At 36.7% G+C, this 16,193-nt stretch carries 14 protein-coding genes and 1 CRISPR repeat array; of the genes, 9 read left to right on the top strand and 5 right to left on the bottom strand.

The window, feature by feature from the left end:
- The first annotated feature begins 70 nt into the window (after positions 1-70).
- From csm6 to cas6, 9 genes are read left to right on the top strand one after another with little or no spacing between them, the layout of a single operon-like run.
- Positions 71-1,243 (top strand): CRISPR-associated ring nuclease Csm6, encoded by a 1,173-nt coding sequence (gene csm6, locus ACYQ3P_RS08525; protein ID WP_460177478.1) that lies wholly within the window; start codon positions 71-73, stop codon positions 1,241-1,243.
- 16 nt (positions 1,244-1,259) lie between these two features.
- Complete coding sequence (gene cas10 / locus ACYQ3P_RS08520; RefSeq protein ID WP_460177477.1) at positions 1,260-3,827, top strand: type III-A CRISPR-associated protein Cas10/Csm1; 2,568 nt, start codon at positions 1,260-1,262, stop codon at positions 3,825-3,827.
- Between the two features lie 3 nt (positions 3,828-3,830).
- A complete protein-coding gene (gene csm2, locus ACYQ3P_RS08515) occupies positions 3,831-4,262 on the top strand; it encodes a type III-A CRISPR-associated protein Csm2 (protein ID WP_460177476.1) in 432 nt (143 codons plus the stop codon).
- On the top strand, positions 4,259-4,978 hold the full coding sequence (gene csm3, locus ACYQ3P_RS08510; protein ID WP_460177475.1) for a type III-A CRISPR-associated RAMP protein Csm3: 720 nt from the start codon (positions 4,259-4,261) through the stop codon (positions 4,976-4,978). Before csm2 ends, csm3 begins: the two co-directional genes overlap by 4 nt.
- A gap of 9 nt (positions 4,979-4,987) precedes the next feature.
- The gene (gene csm4, locus ACYQ3P_RS08505; protein ID WP_460177474.1) at positions 4,988-5,962 is read left to right on the top strand and encodes a type III-A CRISPR-associated RAMP protein Csm4; all 975 of its coding nucleotides are present in this window, start codon (positions 4,988-4,990) and stop codon (positions 5,960-5,962) included.
- Complete coding sequence (gene csm5, locus ACYQ3P_RS08500; protein WP_460177473.1) at positions 5,952-7,052, top strand: type III-A CRISPR-associated RAMP protein Csm5; 1,101 nt, start codon at positions 5,952-5,954, stop codon at positions 7,050-7,052. Before csm4 ends, csm5 begins: the two co-directional genes overlap by 11 nt.
- Positions 7,045-8,418, top strand: coding sequence for a CRISPR-associated CARF protein Csx1 (gene csx1, locus ACYQ3P_RS08495; protein WP_460177472.1), 1,374 nt, complete (start codon positions 7,045-7,047; stop codon positions 8,416-8,418). Before csm5 ends, csx1 begins: the two co-directional genes overlap by 8 nt.
- Positions 8,419-8,433: 15 nt before the next feature.
- On the top strand, positions 8,434-8,682 hold the full coding sequence (locus ACYQ3P_RS08490; RefSeq protein WP_460177471.1) for a CRISPR-associated protein Csx3: 249 nt from the start codon (positions 8,434-8,436) through the stop codon (positions 8,680-8,682).
- Positions 8,683-8,723: 41 nt separating this feature from the next.
- A complete protein-coding gene (gene cas6, locus ACYQ3P_RS08485; RefSeq protein WP_460177470.1) occupies positions 8,724-9,650 on the top strand; it encodes a CRISPR system precrRNA processing endoribonuclease RAMP protein Cas6 in 927 nt (308 codons plus the stop codon).
- A 460-nt stretch (positions 9,651-10,110) separates the two neighbouring features.
- Positions 10,111-12,197: a CRISPR direct-repeat array (repeat unit 36 nt; unit sequence GTCCGAACCTTGACCCCATCTAAAGGGGATTGCGAC).
- 205 nt (positions 12,198-12,402) lie between these two features.
- On the opposite strand, the gene ACYQ3P_RS08480 is transcribed toward cas6, so the two are convergent.
- From ACYQ3P_RS08480 to ACYQ3P_RS08460, 5 genes are all read right to left on the bottom strand, one after another.
- Positions 12,403-13,839, bottom strand: coding sequence for a transposase (locus tag ACYQ3P_RS08480; protein ID WP_460176825.1), 1,437 nt, complete (start codon positions 13,837-13,839; stop codon positions 12,403-12,405).
- A gap of 128 nt (positions 13,840-13,967) precedes the next feature.
- Positions 13,968-14,243 (bottom strand): hypothetical protein, encoded by a 276-nt coding sequence (locus tag ACYQ3P_RS08475; protein WP_460177393.1) that lies wholly within the window; start codon positions 14,241-14,243, stop codon positions 13,968-13,970.
- 53 nt (positions 14,244-14,296) lie between these two features.
- Entirely contained in the window at positions 14,297-14,545 is a 249-nt protein-coding gene (locus tag ACYQ3P_RS08470) for a hypothetical protein (RefSeq protein ID WP_460177394.1), read from the bottom strand.
- A 429-nt stretch (positions 14,546-14,974) separates the two neighbouring features.
- A complete protein-coding gene (locus ACYQ3P_RS08465) occupies positions 14,975-15,565 on the bottom strand; it encodes an IS4 family transposase (protein WP_460178020.1) in 591 nt (196 codons plus the stop codon).
- Positions 15,546-16,076 carry a DUF4372 domain-containing protein gene (locus ACYQ3P_RS08460; protein WP_460177469.1) on the bottom strand — a complete coding sequence of 177 codons (531 nt, stop codon included), beginning with the start codon at positions 16,074-16,076 and terminating at the stop codon, positions 15,546-15,548. The genes ACYQ3P_RS08465 and ACYQ3P_RS08460 overlap by 20 nt, the downstream gene beginning before the upstream one ends.
- Between the last annotated feature and the right edge of the window lie 117 nt (positions 16,077-16,193).

The following is a 16,193-nucleotide window of genomic DNA, read 5'->3' as shown; positions in this document are numbered from 1 at the left end:
TTCTTTTGTTGCTTGCTAATTTAGATTAGTTTTATTATTTACTTAGACAATTGAATTTAGGAGAGGAAATGTGATAAATTTTAACAACTTTCCTAAAATGTCCGAAGGATTAAAAAATACTCTTATATTTGTTGCTGGAGCAACACCTCAGATTATTACTGAAACCCTTTATGCTCTTGCTATGCAAAATCCACCAATTTATCCAGATGAATTATATGTTATTACCACACGAATAGGCAAAAGACTTATAGAGCAAACCCTTTTCCAAAGAGATATACTCAAAAAGCTTCAAGATGAATATTCCCTGCCTCCCATACCTTTTAATGAAGAGTCCTTTATTGTTGTAAAAAACAAAAATGGCGAGGAACTTGATGATATTAGAAATAGCGAGGACAGCGAAGCCTTAGGCGATTTGATTACTTCTTTTATCAGGGAAAAAGCTCAAGATATCTCTTGCAGACTTTTATGTTCACTTGCAGGAGGAAGGAAAACAATGAGTTTTTACATGGGCTCTGCTCTTCAGCTTTTCGGAAGACCTTGGGATAAGTTATTTCATGTGCTGGTTACTCCTGAGTTTGAGTCAAATCCAGATTTTTTCTATAAACCAAAAGAGCAGCAGATAATCAATTGCAGGCTACCAGATGGAACAGTGAAGAAATTAAGCACTGATAAGGCAGAGATTGAACTTATTGAGCTTCCGTTTATCAGATTAAGAGACAAGTTATCTCTTAAAAGTAATAACTTTAGTGATTTAGTAAGGGAGGGACAGAGGGAGATAGATACATCTACTATTCAGAAAGAGCTTTTAATTAATCTAAAAGAAAGAGCTATCTACATAGGTGAAATTGCTATTGATATGATACCAACGCAGATTTTGATTTACAATGCAATTCTTCAGGCAAAGAAAAAAAACTGCAAGCACCCTGAAAGACCATATTGTTTTGACTGCACAGACTGCTGGCTTACAATTCAGGATTTAACAAGCAGAGCAACTGCTGAGGAGATGGCAAAGTGGTATGCTGAAATTTATGAAGGCAAGCCTTTAAAAGCAGAAGAATTTCTGAGTCGTTGGAAAGATGGTCTTACTTTTGAAGTTGTCAGGCAAAACATAAGCAAGATAAACAAAGCAATTAAAGAGGAGCTTGATGATGAAACCTTGCTTCCATTTTACATAATTAGCTCTGTGAAAAAATACGGTGGTACAAGGTATGGTCTTAGGCTTGAGAAGGAAAAAATAATTTAATTTCAGGAGGGAGCGAATGGATACGCTTCTTTATAAAATAGCCTTAGCTGGCTATATGCATGACATTGGTAAATTTGCAGAAAGGGCTCGTTCAAGACAGGGAGAGGGAAGCGGATTTGAGGTTGATGATGTTTACATAAGGAATAACCAAATGCTGTATCAACCCTTCAAAAAATATGAAAACAGATTTACCCATGCACATGCTCTTTTTACTGCTTATTTCATTGAAAAATTTGCCGAATATCTTCCGTCTGAGCTTATCAAACATACTTCTGATGAGGAATCATTTATCAACATAGCAGCAAAACACCACAAGCCAGAAAGCCCTTTCCACTGGATTATTACAGTAGCAGACAGAGTAAGCAGTGGTTTTGACAGAACTAAGCTTGAGAATATTGATGAGGAAGAAAGAGACTACAGACAGGTTAGGCTTGTGCCTATATTTGAAAGTATTAGTTTAAGCAAAAAATGGAAAAAAAGTATTGATGAGTATAAGTTTAGATATGCTCTTAAAAAGATTTCACCTGAGAACATATTTCCAAGTGAAAACTTTTCAGAAAATGACTATAAAAAGCTTTTTGATGATTTTATAAATGACTTCAGATCATTGAAGCACAAGGATAAACTTCCCCTTTGGTTTGAACATTTTGACAGTCTTTGTATGTATTATCTCAGTCATGTTCCAAGTTCAACTCTTAGGGATGAACTTCCAGATATATCTCTATATGACCATATGCGAGTGACTTCTGCCCTTGCAACAGCTCTTTATAAATATCATGCAGATACTAATACAATGGTTAAAAATGAGATAAAGGATTATGAGAAAGAGAAGTTTCTGCTTGTCACCGGTGATTTCTATGGCATACAAGACTTTATTTTTTCCTCAGGAGGAAGCACATCTCAGGCATCCGCCAAGATTTTGCGTGGTCGTTCGTTTTACGTATCTCTAATAATAGAACTCGCATCTGATATGCTGTGTAGAAAAGTAGGAGTGCCTTTCATCTCTTCTATATATAATGCAGCTGGGAAGTTTACTGTAATACTGCCAAATACTGATGCAACCAGAGAATCTGTATCTGAGGTGGAAAAAAAGATTAATGATTGGTTAATTGAGAAGTTTTATGGAACTGTATCAATAGGTTTTGCAACTGTCAGGGCATCATGTAATGATTTTGTACAAGGCAAATTTGTTCAATTGAACGATAAAATGTCAAAGGAGCTTGAAAAGAAAAGGTATTCAAAGTTTGATATCAAAAAATATGGAGGTGTAATTAATACTTATCTTGATTCTTTCAACAATGAACTTGGAATCTGTCGTTTCTGCGACAAAAGACCTGCTTCTTTGGAATTTAAAGATGAAAAAATACCAATTTGTAAAACATGTAGAGACCAAATATTTATTGGTGAAAGACTTGTAAAGAGAGATATAATTGCTGTGACAACTGTTGATGCTCAGATTCCAGAAGAAAAGAGAACTTTGGAGCCTATTTTTGGGCAATATGTAATTACTTTTTCTGCTGAAAAAATACAGGAACTTACAAAGAATAAGAAAATTTATAGGATTTGGTATATCGGTAAAAATAAAAATCCCGGAATTTCAGTAAAGTTTATTAATGGGTATGTGCCAGTTTATGATGAGGAAGACTTAAGTGAGGAAAATGTAGAGCGTATCCTTGCAGGCAAAAAATCTGAAAAGTTAAAAAATGAGCTCTTTGATAATCTTGAGCCCGGAGTTCCAAAAACCTTCAGTTATCTTGCTAAAATGGCAATTGAAAAGGAGGAAGATGGCTGGAGAGGCATAGAAGCATTGGGAGTTTTAAAGGCTGATGTTGACAACTTAGGCGCAATATTTGCCTGTGGACTTAAAGATGAGCAGATTACTATTTCAAGAATTGCAACTTTAAGCAGACAACTGAATAACTTTTTTGCCCTTTATCTACCCCATGTTTTAAGTACGAATGAGCAGTTCAAAAACATTTATACTGTTTTTGCAGGTGGTGATGACCTTTTCCTCATTGGTCCGTGGAACAGGATAATAGAGCTTTCAGGATTTCTTGCGAACAGTTTTAAGCAGTATGTTTGTCATAATCCAGATATAACGATTTCAGCGGGTATAAGTATTCACAAACCAAATACTCCAGTTAAAGTTTTTGCTGAACATTCTGAGGATGCGATAAAAAAATCAAAATTCAAGAAGAATGGAATAACTATATTTGATGAGACAGTTTCATGGGAGGACTTTTACAATCTCAATGAAGTTATGCAGAAGCTTTGGGAATGGTTAGAAGAGGAGGCAATTAATACAGCTATGCTTTATAGAATGAATGCAATTAACTTAATGAGCAAAAGGGAAAAGGAGTTGCGTGAGGCATCCCGTTTCACTTTAAAGGATATGGAATGCTTTAAATGGCGTTCAATGCTTTATTACACATCAGTAAGAAATTTTGCGAAAAAATTGAAAGGGCAGGAAAGGCAAGAGGCTGTGACGAATTTTATAGCAACTCTTTCAGATTGGATAGAAAAATATGCTGGAGCATTTAAAATACCGCTCTGGCAAGTAATTTATAACAATAGAAGGGGGTAAAAGATGGATATTAAATTTTGGCTGGACAAAGAAAAAGAATTGATTAATCCAGAGCTATTTTCAAGCATTGCCCAACAAAAAGCTCAGGAAGTGGCAAATGATAATTCAGGTGAAGATGCTCCTACACAATTGAGAAAATTCTATGACGAGGTTCTTCGTTATGACAGCATGATAAAGAACGATGAGGATTTCCAGAAACTTTTTCCATTTATCAAGATGATCAATGCAAAAGTGGCTTATTCAAAGGCAAGAAAAAGCATGGGAAAAAATTATTTGATTTCAGACAAATTTAAAGATTTTCTGACAAGTTCAATCAATTCTGTTAAAGACAAGAAAGACTTTAAAGTTTTTGTAAACTTCTTTGAGTCGTTTATGGGATTTTACAAGTATGAATACGAGAAAAAACAAGAAGAGAAAAAGGAGGAGATAAAATGATAGGAGCTTTGAAAGAGATAAGAAAAATTGAGGGTAAAATCAAGCTGATTACTGGACTGCATATTGGCTCTGGTAACATGGAAATGAAAATTGGAGGAACAGACAATCCAGTGATAAAGCATCCCTTTACCTATGAGCCATATATTCCCGGCTCATCAATTAAAGGAAAAGTGCGTTCTCTGATAGAGTTAAAAAGCGGATTAATGAGTTTTACAGAAGGGAATGTGCTTTCTATAGGGCACTTGGAAAAAATACCAGCTAATAAAAAATCAATTGCAGAAGCAATACTTAAGGTTTTTGGAACTGGTGGAGATGTAAGAAGTGATGAAAGACTGACATTAGGACCAACAAGAGTTAGCTTTGCTGACTGCTTTCTTGATGAAGATTGGAAGAAAAAGGCAGAAGAAAACCGTTGGCTTTTCACAGAAGTAAAGGTTGAAAATGCAGTAAATAGAATACGAGGAGGAGCAGAAAATCCAAGACATACTGAACGAGTGCCTGCAGGAGCTATTTTCAAATTTGAGATTACATTCAGATTCTTTGAAGAAGATAATGAAGAACTCTTCAATCTTTTACTTAAAGGGTTAAAGCTTCTTGAGTATGATACACTTGGTGGAAATGGAAGTAGAGGCTATGGAAGGATAAAGTTTGAAAATATGACGATAAATGGAGACCCCTATGATGAAGAGTTTGCAAAAATAAATCCCTTTGAATAGGATTTGGCTATGAAAGTATATGAAGTTTGCATAAAACCATTGTCTGGATTTGGAACACCGCTTAAGGGAGATACTTTTTTTGGTTGTATTTGTTGGCAAATAAAATATGGTGGCTACGATGGTATGACTCTTGATGATTTTCTTTCTGATTATGATAGAAACCCATTTCTTGTAGTTTCGTCTTTCTTCCCTATGCTTGGTGATGACTACATTTTCAAGAGACCTTCTTTACCAGTCCATTATCTCTTTTCTGAAAATGAAGACAGGCTTGAGAGGATAAAAAAGAGAAAAGAGCTTAAAAGTAAGAAGTGGATGTTATTAAAACATGGAGAGAGATTAGAATCACTAAAAAATCCCTCAATTTACAAAAGTGATAGTGAGCTAATAGAAAAGCTTTCTCTGTTTCAATCCTTTGAACAGCCAAGAAACACAATAAACAGAATTTGGTCAACAACAGGTGAGGCACCTTTTGCTCCATACACAGTTGAGCAGAGTATTTATCATCCAGAGCTTTTTCTTGTTGGATTTGTAGGAGTGAGGGAAGATGTTGATTTTGAGAAAATAAAGAATGTCATTGAAAATATCGGTTATTTTGGTTTTGGAAAAGATGCTACTGTAGGATTGGGAAGATTTAAAGTGGTTCAGACAAAGGAGATAGATTTGACCTCTTTGGGAAGTAATTCTCCAAATGCGATTTATACACTCTCACCCTTTGTGCCTGTGGAAGACTTTGCAGAAATATACTTCAATCCCTTCATAAGATTTGGAAAACATGGAGATATTCTTTCTCGGGCATCCAATCCGTTTAAAAATCCTGCAATAATGGCGGATGAGGCAGCTGTTTGTGTAGTTAAGGATAAGGAGATTTACAAGAAAGCTTATGTTGGATGCGCATTAAAAGACCTATCAAAGACTAAACCTGATACTGTAGGGCAGGGATATAGCTTGTATATTCCTGTTAGATTGGAGGGTAATGATGATTAATATAAAACTGCATGTTATCACGCCTTTGCATATTGGGAGTGATGAGATTTATGAGCCGTTCAGTTTTGTCATAGACGAACAGAGAAAGGTGCTGATTGAATTTGACCAGCTAAGCTTAGCAGATATTCTTTCCAAAGACGAACTGGATGCATTGGCAAAGGTTGCAGGCAGAGAGGATATTCTTGGAATTTATAAAATGCTGCGAAATCTGTATTTGAAATATAAAAACAAATTTAAAGGCTATGAAATCCCAATTCCTCAGGCTCTTGTTTCAAGATATCTTGAGATTGTTGGATTACCTCTTTTTGACAACAGAGCAAAAAACGAAATAAGCAAATTTGAGATTAGTAAAACAGCTTTCAATCCAAACAATAAAACCCCTTACATTCCCGGTTCTTCCATCAAGGGCTCTATAAGAACAGCCTATTTAAATTGGCTTGCTAAACAAAAAAAGATATCTCATTTTCCAAAATCCTCCGAAGAGCTTGAGACAGAACTTCTTGGAAGAAAACATGGACGGGAAAAGATGGCTTCAGACCCATTCAGAATGCTGAAAATATCAGATTTTATCCCTGAAAGCAATGTAAAAAAATCCGTGCTTTACGCGGTTAATAGAAAAAGAGAAGTTTCAAACAGAGAGTCAGCAGCTCAGAAAAGAGGACTGCATCAAATGCTTGAAGTATTAGTGCCCGGCTCAATATTCAAAGGCACATTAAAGCTTGAAATTCCACAGAGGGGAGCAGGAATTTTAAATCCTATTCCAAATTATTTTCTAAAAACTCTTAATAGCTTTTATCTGCCTTTACTTGAGCAAGAAGCTAAGTTTTTACGATATAAGGGACAGACAGTTGATTACTTTGATAAAATAAAGGCAATGCTTGAAAAGAATGCATATCTTATAAGACTTGGTAAACACTCAGGAGCTGAAGCAGTAACCATTGAAGGATACAGAAAGATAAGAGTAAGAACAAATAGAGGCTCTGAGGAAAAAACCGCTCCTACAACCCTATGGCTTGCCTCTACTGACCCAAAAGGTAATAGCACGCTTGGACCTTTCGGCTGGGCAGTATTGGAGGTAATGAATGGATAAAGTTTTGATTTATCAAATTGGAAGACTTGATCAAAATTTTATTGATAATCTTAAGTTTTCAATTGACAGTAATGATTATGAAACTTCTCTTTCTTCATTTGCTATTAAGCAGTATTATAAAACGAAAAGTCTGCAAGCAGAAGTTATTCTTCTATATCCTCAATCTTTGGTTTTTAACAGAGGTCTAATAAACAATGAAATTTTTAAGAACAAATGTCCAGAGAATTTTTGGAAAGCATTGAAAGATGCATGGGACAATCCTGAAGAATACCTTAAAAATCCTTATTTTGTTTTTCAACAACATCCACATACAAAGAAGGCAGATGGATTTTTGGTGATTTACTCTTTAGGAGAATATGAAACATCTAAAAACTTGCATAGATTTGATGTTGAATATGAGGATATAGTTTTGATGATTTTAGGTGACATGATTGAGAGATACTTGAAAGAATCTGATTCTATTAAGAAAATTATTGTTGACATCTCCAGTGGACATAATGTTTACATAAATGCTCTAATTGAAGCAATAAGAAATATGGATGTTTGGGTAAAGCTATTCAATATTTTGATGAAAGAAAGTCCAACGATGGAAATTGCTTTTTCAGACCCTATTTTAGGCACGGCAAGAAAAAATCCTTTTAATATATACTTTGAAAAATTAGCTGTTAGAGCATTTTTTGACTCCCCAGTAAAATTTGAAGATATTAACAATAATAAGCTCTCAGGAAGCATTTTTTCACAAAAAGAGATGAGACAAAAGAAAAAAAACTTGCAAGATATTTTTGAGAAATTTTCAATTTTGTTTTCTGCAATAAAAAACAATGCGCCCCTTTCAATATATCATTTTGGATATCACGAAAAAGAACAAGTGCTGAATGAATTAATGGATTTTTTACAAGTTTTAAAAGATAAATTTGTTTTTCCAATGTCTCCAAAATTAAAAAAAGCAGATTACATCAAATCGCTTATTGTTTTTTCATTCTATTTGGGCTTAATAAAGCTCATGAAAGACTTTGGTATTAAAAACAATTTAAATGGAGTAGAAATTGATGAAATAAAGACAAAATTTAAGGAAATTTATGGCAAGTTTAACTTAATATTAAATACCACAGTGCTTGGACAAGAGATTGAAAACATAAGAAATAATGTTAAAAATAAAAAAGATTTTAATTTTAAACCTTTACTTTTGTTACTACATCCAGACAGAGACCCATCAAATTCAAAGCCTAATAAAAGAAATTTCTTCGCTCATTCAGGACTTGAAACAAATGTAACACTTTGTAAAAAAGAAAACGAAAAAATCTATCTCAAATATGATGAACAAAAAGAGGAAATAATAAAAAGATGGCTACAAGAGAATATTTAAATACAAGGAGTTAAAATGACAAAAACTGTTTTGGTCAATGTTGAAGAACTTTATGATAAAACTGCCAAGCTTAACAAAATAGACGATTACATAAAAAAAGCTTTGGAGCGGGCTGGAGAAGGTAACGAAGTCATACTTACAGGTGCTGGTCCTGTCTGGCTTTATCTTAAAATTGCCCATGCATTGCACGGAAAGGCTCTTCGTTTAATATATCGCTCTCCTGTTACAGGAGATGTTGTCATATTTGACCATTCGCCGTATTAGAAGTGTTAGTGCATGCGAAAAGTGAAGCGAGAGATACAACAATGAAACTTACTTATCAGAAATATACATTCCATATTCGTGCCATTGATGAGCTTAATCTGCCAAGATACAAAGGCTCAACATTCAGGGGCGGATTTGGAAATGCATTTAAAAAAATAGCCTGTGTTCTTAAAACTCTTGAATGCAACTCTTGTCCTCTTAAAGACCAATGCCTTTATATTTACATTTTTGAGACAACCACCCCGACAAAATCATCCATTCTAAATATGTATCCACACGACAAAGTTCCTCATCCCTTTGTAATTGAGCCACCTGCTACAGAACAGACACTATTCAATGAAGATGAAATCCTCACATTTAACCTTATACTTATTGGCAAGGCAATCCAGCACTTTCCTTACTTTCTCTATGCCTTTGACAGGCTCGGACAAATAGGGATTGGCAAAGGAAGGGGCAGGTTTAAAGTTGAAAGGGTTGTAAGTAACGAAGTTACTGTTTATGAGAATGAGATTTTCATAAAAACTGAGCCAACTGTTATAGAAGTCATGGGAAATGAGAGCTTTAACAATGATATTAGTGAAATCAAACTCAAAATACTGACACCTCTGAGGATTAAGTTTGAAAGAAAACTAGTGGATAAGCTTGAGTTTCACATTCTCATGAGAAATCTTCTAAGAAGACTAAGTCTGCTTTGTTACTTTCACTGCGAGCAGAATGTTGACATCAATGCAAAGGAGCTTGTTGAAAAGGCAATGCAGGTTAAAACCAAAAATTCATCTCTTCGTTGGCTTGACTGGGAAAGATATTCAAACAGGCAACAGGAAAGAATGAAGCTTGGTGGAGTTGTGGGAGAGATAGTATTTGAGGGTAAGCTTTCTTCATTCCTTCCCATACTCAAAGCAGGTGAAATAGTCCATGCGGGCAAAAATACAGCCTTTGGTTTGGGTAGATATGAAGTAGAATATTGACAATAGGTAGAGCAATTTGCTATATTTTTTAAACTTTGTTCTTTGAAAAGGAGATTTTTATAAAATCTTTTTTAAATCACTATTTGAGCATTGCTGAAAGGAAGACAAAGTAATTCGTTGTTGCGAGCCGAACGCTTGGCAATCTGCCCCTATTTAACTGCGAGGACACAAAATGGCTCGGCAGTCTGACCCAAAGCCTCATTGCCAAGGAAATAAAGAGCATTGCAAATTATCCCAGTGCGTCATTGCGAGGGCACGAAGTGCCCGAAGCAATCTCTTTAAAAACATGGTCAAAATAAATGACTAAAATTGTCCCTAAAATTCATCGCAATGACAGGATGACTTAGTCAAGAGAAGAAACATTTCAGAAACGTTTCATACGTTTTGTTTCAAAAGTGGAAAAGTTGGACTAAACGCCCTTGTAACTTATTGAAAAATTTGAGAAAAAAGAGGGTGCAGGGTCCGAACCTTGACCCCATCTAAAGGGGATTGCGACTCCCCTTCGAACTCGAGGAGGTCGATATCCTCCTCGTCTATGTCCGAACCTTGACCCCATCTAAAGGGGATTGCGACACGAGGAGGTCGATATCCTCCTCGTCTATTTTTTTGAGCGTCCGAACCTTGACCCCATCTAAAGGGGATTGCGACCTTTTCTACTTCAATAACTCTTTTTATCTTCCCATCTTGTTCAAAGTCCGAACCTTGACCCCATCTAAAGGGGATTGCGACGAATGTGGGGGAGATTACCTCTCCCCCACGTAATGTGGCTCTCTGCAGTCCGAACCTTGACCCCATCTAAAGGGGATTGCGACTTTATAAAAAACGTAAGGATCACACAGACTGCAATCCTTGTCCGAACCTTGACCCCATCTAAAGGGGATTGCGACAATTCAATTGCCCTCCACCTTTCCACGTGTTTTTTTAGTCCGAACCTTGACCCCATCTAAAGGGGATTGCGACCTGGAGGGCGACATATCGCCCTCCATTTTTCTTCTCCTTATTATCGTCCGAACCTTGACCCCATCTAAAGGGGATTGCGACTTTTTCCCAGCTATGCCGGGATTTTTTTACAGTTTTATTTTAGTCCGAACCTTGACCCCATCTAAAGGGGATTGCGACCGGTTCGTTTTGTACATACTATTTTTCTAATATCTTGCCGTCCGAACCTTGACCCCATCTAAAGGGGATTGCGACCCATCTTGTTCAAACTCTCTTTTCGCTACTATCTTCCCTACGTCCGAACCTTGACCCCATCTAAAGGGGATTGCGACATACTTTCCCGCTCCCATTTCTTTTAATAAAGTCTTTATGTCCGAACCTTGACCCCATCTAAAGGGGATTGCGACCCACTGGAGGGCGACATAACGCCCTCCATTTCTTTTTGTCCGAACCTTGACCCCATCTAAAGGGGATTGCGACGGAGGTCAATGTCCTCCTCATCAATTTTCTTCAACAGAGTCCGAACCTTGACCCCATCTAAAGGGGATTGCGACCTATTCGCAAGCGTGCCCTTTTTTCGTATGTAAATGTCCGAACCTTGACCCCATCTAAAGGGGATTGCGACACCTCCCAGAAGCTAAAATTTAGCGAGGTCAATGACCGTCCGAACCTTGACCCCATCTAAAGGGGATTGCGACAAATACCTAACGCCTTTCTCATTGTAGACAGGGTATACCCATTGTCCGAACCTTGACCCCATCTAAAGGGGATTGCGACCTCTGTAGTAATGCGGCTCTCTGCAGTGATAGCAGAGAGGTCCGAACCTTGACCCCATCTAAAGGGGATTGCGACATGATAGCAGAGAGCCTTGTCTTCCGCCGCCTTGATGGCGGCGTGTCCGAACCTTGACCCCATCTAAAGGGGATTGCGACTGCCAATAGGAAGTATGTCTTTTAATCGACATTCTCTAAGACGTCCGAACCTTGACCCCATCTAAAGGGGATTGCGACGTTCAGAAGAGTTGTATTTCTCTACAATCTCATCGAGGTGTCCGAACCTTGACCCCATCTAAAGGGGATTGCGACGTTACTTTTTTACGAATTTCCATCTTATACCTCCTTCGTCTGAACCTTGACCCCATCTAAAGGGGATTGCGACCTGCCCATCGGGCGACATTTCCCACTCCATTCTGGAAACCCGTCTGAACCTTGACCCCATCTAAAGGGGATTGCGACTGCTCTCCATTTCTTTTTTTGTAAACGATTACCTTCTTTTGTCTGAACCTTGACCCCATCTAAAGGGGATTGCGACTGCTCTCCATTTCTTTTTTTGTAAACGATTACCTTCTTTTGTCTGAACCTTGACCCCATCTAAAGGGGATTGCGACAAAATCGCTTCCTCCTTTTCGATGTCGACATCTACAATTTTGTGTCTGAACCTTGACCCCATCTAAAGGGGATTGCGATAATTTTCATAAACAATCTCATCAATGTTATCATCCGTCTGAACCTTGACCCCATCTAAAGGGGATTGCGACAAACCACCACCCAGCAATCTGCTGGATGGTGAAAAGTCTGAACCTTGACCCCATCTAAAGGGGATTGCGATTTAAGCGTGGATGTCCTTCACCATCTGTCTCAAACCATGTCCGAAATCTTTTCTTCAATAATTCTCTGCGATTGGATTATTTTCAATGTTCTCCCAAAATAGCCAAAGAAATGCGTCACTGCGAGACTCCCTGTTGCAAGCGATAGCGTGGCAATCCGCAACATCGTCACTGCGAGCCTCAGATTTTTCCGTAACTCTGCCTATTTTAAGTAATATGTAAATCAAGCTTTAACTTTTCAGCAATCAATCTTGCTTGTTTTGGAATTTCTGAAATTTCCCATCCATGAGGCATTTTTAGTTTATATATCCTTCCAAGATGTATTAGTACATCCTTGACTGAATACCTACTCAAAAGTTTTGCCTTCCTTAACTCATTGTATATCCTGTAATACATCATTAATGATACAAAGTTTACAAACATCCATCCATTCAAACTTTCGTCATCCCTCAAATATGTCCTGTCTGCATTAAGAAAATTCTTGAAAGTGTCAAACGCTTGCTCTATTTGTGCCCTGCCCTTAAGCAATTCAAACACTTCCCTGCTATCATAATCTGTATTTGTTAAAACCTCTATACTGCCAAGTCTGTGCTCTATCTCATAAAACCTCTCTTCCTCTATTCTGCCATCTTGTATATGCCCTATTATGTCCTTTTCCTCTTCAGCCTTAAGTCTTGGGTCAAAATACAATATTACTTTCTTGCCATCTAATCTTTTCTCCTTCCACCATATCACTCGCTTTTCAAATATAAAATATCCATCAAATTCCCTTCTTCTCCCACTGCCAACAACACTATAGTCTATTAATGAACTATTCCGCCTTAAAGGCATAATAAATTTTAGATTCTCCTGTTCAAGAAATTTTATGTTGTTCTCTGAGTAAAAACCCTTATCACATATTATCACAGCATCCTCAATGGCTGCCTCCTGTAGAGTTCTCTTGAATGCAGATACATCTCTTATGTTTCCGGTCAGTATCCTGAAAAATCCAGGCTCTTCTTCTTTAAGAGAAAACACCAACAGAAAGTTTACCTGAGGCACATACTCCCCATGACCATTATATCCTAATGTTGCACTAATAACATTGTCTGAATAAGAGAAAACCTGCGTTATGTCTATCACCTGATATTGTCTATCTTTCAGAAAGTGCCTTAAAAATTCAACCACTTTTTGTCTTTGCCTTCCCACCTCCCTTATAATCTGTGAGAGACTCTTTGCAGATAATGAAGCATCAGGATACACTTCAGACAGATATGAAGCCCTAAAGTGGTGTATCACATTTTTAATCGCTGATGAATGAAAAAGCCTAAGTAGTGAAAATACAAGTAAGGATTTGAAGAAATCTGGAAAATAGACTTTCAGAAGTTCCTCTATATCCTGAGCAATACTTAACACATAAGAGGTTGCACCAAACTCCTTTACAGTTATTGCCTTCATAGAGTCAAGAATTCTCTCATGTTTTGGCTTAATGAGACCATCCTTAGTGATTTTACCAAGATATTTTTCGGTAATCTTTTTTGCTCTTGCTTTTTGAGGGTCCCACTTAGAGGTTATCTGATACAAATAAAAGGAATTACCTTTTTTGATAATCTGAGTGTTTTTTCTCTTATGTTTTAATACCCAATCAGGAAAATCGTTTTTCATATTACTTAAATAAGTAATAGCATAAAGGAAATATTTTTGTCAAGCAAAAATGAGAGTTTTAATATTTAGAAGGGTTTAATTTTCATGAAAAGTTGAACTAATAATCCTATTACTTAAAAATTGCGGAGTTACGGATTTTTTGTCACTGCGAGTCTCCGAAGGAGGCGAAGCAGTCTCTGAAAATTCGTAAAAAGTAAAAGGTAAGAAGTGAAAAGTAAAAAAACGAAATTGCCACGCCTTCGGCTCGCAATGTTCCGTGTTAGTTTGTCAAGTATTTTTCCATTCATTGGAATTTCTTCGTTGTATGGTATCCCGCTTTTTAAAACTCCATATGCCTGCCTTATTATTTTATGGGCTACCGCCATAGCAAATCTCTCCCCTTCTTTGAAAAATGCCTTAAACATCCCCAAAATCCTATCTTCATCATAAATCCTAACAGTTACAGTATATGACCTACTTACTGTGTCTCCTTAAAAAACACATCCTTGTCAACTACAACCTTTTTCTCAGGTGACTTAAGTAGGTGCCTTATTTGGAAAATAAGAGGCTCACATGGGTGAGTGATGTTGGCAATTATTTTTTGGCTGACCTTTTTAGTTTCTTTGTCTCTGCAAGTCTCTGCTATCTCATAGGTTTTGTATTTCCTTTTTTGTTGACCAAGACTCTTTGATGAACATAGTGACCTCCTTTTTTGATTGGTATACAACAAATAGAAACAAACAAAAAGTCAAAAATAATGAACTTATATTAAATTGCAAAATAGGATAAAAAAAGATAAAACTGATTGAATTATAAGAACTTTACTATTTTTATAGGCTAAAAATTGATAAAATGGGGTTTTAGAGCGTTTTTTGTTATTGCAAGGATGAAAGACTCAAGCAAACTCTTTTTAATAAGATATCCACGCAATATTTAGGTAATGAGAGCAAACTTCTGACTTATCCTGCTATTTTGCGTTTTTTGGAAATTGACGATGAGATAGCTAAGGTTTACCAATTTTTATTATATTTAAATACATTGCTGTCCAAAATAATCTAAACTCATAAAAAACATCCGCATAAAATAAGACTTTTGGACAAGAAAATTTGCTTTTTCAAAATCAGGTTACCCCCCTTTCTTTTTATTTGCTGTCCAATTAAACAAGTCTAAATTTTAACTGTTCTATTTGAGGCTCAATTTGCGGTGTCTCTGTCGGTTTATTTATCCATTCCCATAAATTCCTATATGTAAATAGGTTTAGTCTCAACAATGCAACCAGATTACTTAATGACCATCCAAATGTTGATAACTCCTTCAGATACTTCAGTATCAGTATCGCTATTAATGCCGTCCATATCTGTATCTTAAGTGCATTCGCTGATGTCCCTACAAAGGTTTTTACTCTTAGATTTTGTTTCAATGTCTTAAAAAATCTGCCCTGCCATCTGTCTTTGTATATCTCTGATATGGTCGTTGCACCAAAGTTCAGTTGGTTCGTGAGTAGCACAACTGTATCTTTTGTTTCCTTATCCATGACCTCTATCCTCCGTAGCTCATATGGACAGTCTTGCTCTGCATAAAAACCCTTAAGCTTGATTATCTCATCCCGAATTATGTTTCTGTTCTTTGGCACTGGTAGGCTCTTTATCACTTTATAAGAGGCGTTGTCCTTTAACCTTGTTACAAAATATACCCCCTCCTCTGTCCATCTACCAAATAAAGCATAGTCAACACACCCTCTGTCTATTTATAGCACCAGAACAAAATTGAAGTCTCCTTAATATGTTTACTTCGTGCACTTTACCTTCTGTTATATGCGCATATTCAGGTAAATATCCTGAGTGGTCAAGTAGTAAATGCAACTTTACCGCACCTTTAGTCTTTCTGAATTTTGCCCAGTCAAATACTGTTGCACACAACTCTATTACAGATGCATCAAAGCTCATTAGCTTGTTCTTAAATCTGAATTTCCTCTTGCCAGTAAATTTAGACTGACATCTCTGAAGAAGCATATAAAATACTGCTTGAAAGAGTTCCCACGGTCTGTGTTCATTTGCATAGGCAAGGGTAGACCTCTTTGGAGCTTCTTTTATACCAAGATGCCTTAACTTGCCAACGCAACTGGCAAGTCCATTACATATCTCTCTTAGAGAATGCGCCTGCCCAAGTTGACAAAATAACATAGCTACAAATTGCCCCCAACTCGTAAACCCTTTTGCTCTACGCTCAGCTTCTGTCTGCTTTGACTGACTTCTCAAATTCTAATCTTGGAAAAAGGGATAGAATTTGACTGAAAATACTGCTATACTTATTCATATACACCTCCGATCTGGGTCTTTAATTTTAAGCTAAATGTTTATCTATTTTACCCAGAT

This window comes from Thermodesulfovibrio hydrogeniphilus, assembly GCF_054657355.1.
This window is presented reverse-complemented; position numbering and strand designations above follow the sequence as displayed.